Below are 583 nucleotides of genomic sequence, written 5' to 3' on the forward strand. Positions count from 1 at the left end.
GGATCTGATTTGAATGTTCCCCATATCCCATCAGTTCTATAATTTTGCCCATTTATAGTATTTTTAATACTAGCCGTTGGGCCATTTGCTGAGTTAGCTGTTGGCCATTTTGCTTTTGTAGTAGGATCTATGCCATTTCCATGTCCATGTACTTGGTACCCTTGACCTTCATATCTAAACTCTCCACTCGGGAAACGCTTAGGATCTGCATGCCAAGTATTTGGTATTCCTCTTTGTGTGGCCCATGCATCTATGTCTGCTTTATTTACCTTCCCATATCTAGCTAATTCTGATGGATCAGTTGGGCGTTTGGTAAAACGTCCTGTTTCATTATTACGCCAACGATTCGACTTACTATTAAAACTACAGCTCAAACCAAACGGATCCACCCAAGTCAACCCATTAGGCGCATACTGATACAGATTAAATTCTTGCGAATAATTTAATACTTAGAGTAAAATTTGAATTCCTAAGATTAAAAAAATGCTCGAGCGTTATAAGTATTAGAGATTTTTCAAATAAATAACCTTTACATTGAGGATTTATTACAATTTAGAGGCTATTTATTCATAGTTCTTTTTAT

General features: G+C 36.2%; 1 protein-coding gene. It reads right to left on the reverse strand.

The features are described from left to right. Positions 1–389: hypothetical protein (locus A9G30_RS04320; RefSeq protein ID WP_176700842.1), on the reverse strand; the 389-nt coding region annotated here is incomplete at its 3' end. Between the last annotated feature and the right edge of the window lie 194 nt (positions 390–583).

It is taken from the genome of Gilliamella sp. Fer4-1 (genome assembly GCF_001690515.1).
Classification (GTDB): Bacteria; Pseudomonadota; Gammaproteobacteria; order Enterobacterales; family Orbaceae; genus Gilliamella; species Gilliamella apicola_C.